This window comes from Actinotalea ferrariae CF5-4, from assembly GCF_000603945.1.
GTDB lineage: Bacteria > Actinomycetota > Actinomycetes > Actinomycetales > Cellulomonadaceae > Actinotalea > Actinotalea ferrariae.
This window is the reverse complement of sequence record NZ_AXCW01000431.1, coordinates 1-1789: the sequence shown is the minus strand read 5'-3', so window position 1 is coordinate 1789 and position 1789 is coordinate 1. Positions and strand designations below refer to the sequence as shown.

At 71.0% G+C, this 1789-nt stretch carries 3 protein-coding genes; 1 reads left to right on the top strand and 2 read right to left on the bottom strand.

All coding sequences use genetic code 11. The annotated features are described in order from the left end of the window. Positions 1–549 precede the first annotated feature (549 nt). Entirely contained in the window at positions 550–843 is a 294-nt protein-coding gene (locus N866_RS18535; RefSeq protein WP_034229547.1) for a hypothetical protein, read from the top strand. Between the two features lie 62 nt (positions 844–905). On the opposite strand, the gene N866_RS18530 is transcribed toward N866_RS18535, so the two are convergent. Beyond that, positions 906–1286, bottom strand: a complete 381-nt coding sequence (locus N866_RS18530) for a hypothetical protein (RefSeq protein ID WP_155855492.1) — start codon at positions 1284–1286, stop codon at positions 906–908. Beyond that, positions 1283–1789: hypothetical protein (locus tag N866_RS18525; protein ID WP_034229543.1), on the bottom strand; the 507-nt coding region annotated here is incomplete at its 5' end. The genes N866_RS18530 and N866_RS18525, both read right to left, overlap by 4 nt.

Genomic DNA, 1789 nt, shown 5'->3' with positions numbered 1-1789 from the left:
CCCGCGCCGCGGGTGTGGACCTGTCCGGCTCTGCACGGTACAGGCTGACGAAAGAGGGGTGGTCCGCATGACGGAACGCAGCATCATTGTCCGCTTGAGGGCGGAAGTTGGTTCGCCGGAACGAAGGCGTCGGCCACGATCTACACGCAGATCATCGCCCGCGGTCACACCCCGGCGCGGTCGGCTAACCAGTTCATCCCCCGACGCCGGATTCTTCGATGGCGGTTACACGGGCGCGGGGGGCAAGTACCAGCCCGCTGGCGTGGTCCACAAGGGCGAGTTTGTGGTCAACGCGGAGTCCACGCAGAGGAACCGTTCACTCCTCGAGGCGATCAACCGGAACGGGTACGCGGCGGGCGGCTACGTCCAGTCCCGCCCGATGCCCGCGTACTCGTCCGGCGGATGGGTCGCACCAGCGGCCCCCGCTACCGCACTCCCGGGGACGGTTACCCTGGTGGACGCGGACGGGTCGATCCTGGCCCGGACGCAGGTCATCGCGGACGGCGCAGTTAGCCACGGCCTGCGAACCTTTGTCAGAGGGAGGGCGCGGTGAGCCTCGAAGCGGCGAAGGACCGCCTCTACCGGGCGGGAGCGCGCGTCTTCGGCTACATGGGACCGGTCCGGTTCGGTGGACACCGCGACGCCGTGCTCGCCGTACGGTATGCAGACGGCAACCCGAGAGCCTTGGTCTACCACGACGGCGACCAGCCCGAGGCGGTGCAGGCCGAGGCCCTGGACCTCGCCTACCAGGTGATCGTCCACGGCTTGCCGGATGACCGGTGGGAGCGGTGGACCAACGGCACCGTCAGCGGCCGGGAGTGGCGCGTGGACCGCCGGACCTAACCGCACACAGACGAGCGCCCCGCCCTCACCGACTGGTGGGGAGCGGGGCGCTTCGTCGTCTGTCAGGCGAGCGTGTCCCGGAGCCACTGTGCGCACGTCAGCCGCTCGTCCGGTTGCAGGGCGCTGCTGACGAACACGATCCGGTCCTTCCGGATGAACAGCAGCGGCTCGGGTCCCATGCCGGGGACGTCGTAGACCCGCACACCTTGCGCGAGGGCGAACGCGAACGGGTCGGCCGGGTCGACCGCGGCGACGGGCAGGCGGAGGCTTGCTCGGTTCGACTCGTCGCGCCAGTCCTCTCCCTGATAACCCCAGACGCCCGCGTGCTTCGTCATCGCCCCACACGTCTGGCACTTGAGCTTGCGCACGACGTCGGGGTCGCGGAACGCCTGCCGAGACGCCTCGCGCTGAGTGCCGCACACGCAGCAGAGTGCCGGGATCATCGCCGCGCCTCCGCCCGGTCCGCGTGGTGCAGGAGCGCCGTCGCCAGCGCACGGGCCGACTCGGGCGTGTGGTGCCACTCGCCGTCCTCGCCCGGGCGGCCGGACTGCACCACGGCGCCGTGGTCGACGAACACCGACAGACCGAGTTCGGCGTCGAGCTCGGTCCCGTCGTCGTCCGGGAGCGCCGGGCCGCCGGTCATCTCGAGCACCGTTGCCAGGAGGACCGTGGCGAGCTCCACGGCCTCGGGTGCGGTGAGCATGATCTCGCAGCGGTGACCGCTGAGGCAGACGGCGGGGTCCTCATCCGGGACCTGGGTGCCGGTCACAGCCAGCGCCGCCGGCCGCGTCACCCCGTCACTCCACTCCTCGTCGGGGTGCGCGCTCTGCGGGACGGTGCGGTCTCGGGTGCCGCACCACTGGTCATTGCGGTTCCACTCGCCAGGGTGCCCGTCACCGTGGACGCACCACGGCTTGCAGGTCACGAGCGGGACACGCGGGCGGGG

Coding starts and splice junctions, on each gene's coding strand:
- N866_RS18530 (WP_155855492.1), bottom strand. CDS start 1,286: ATGATCCCGGCACTCTGCTGCGTGTGCGGCACTCAGCGCGAGGCGTCT.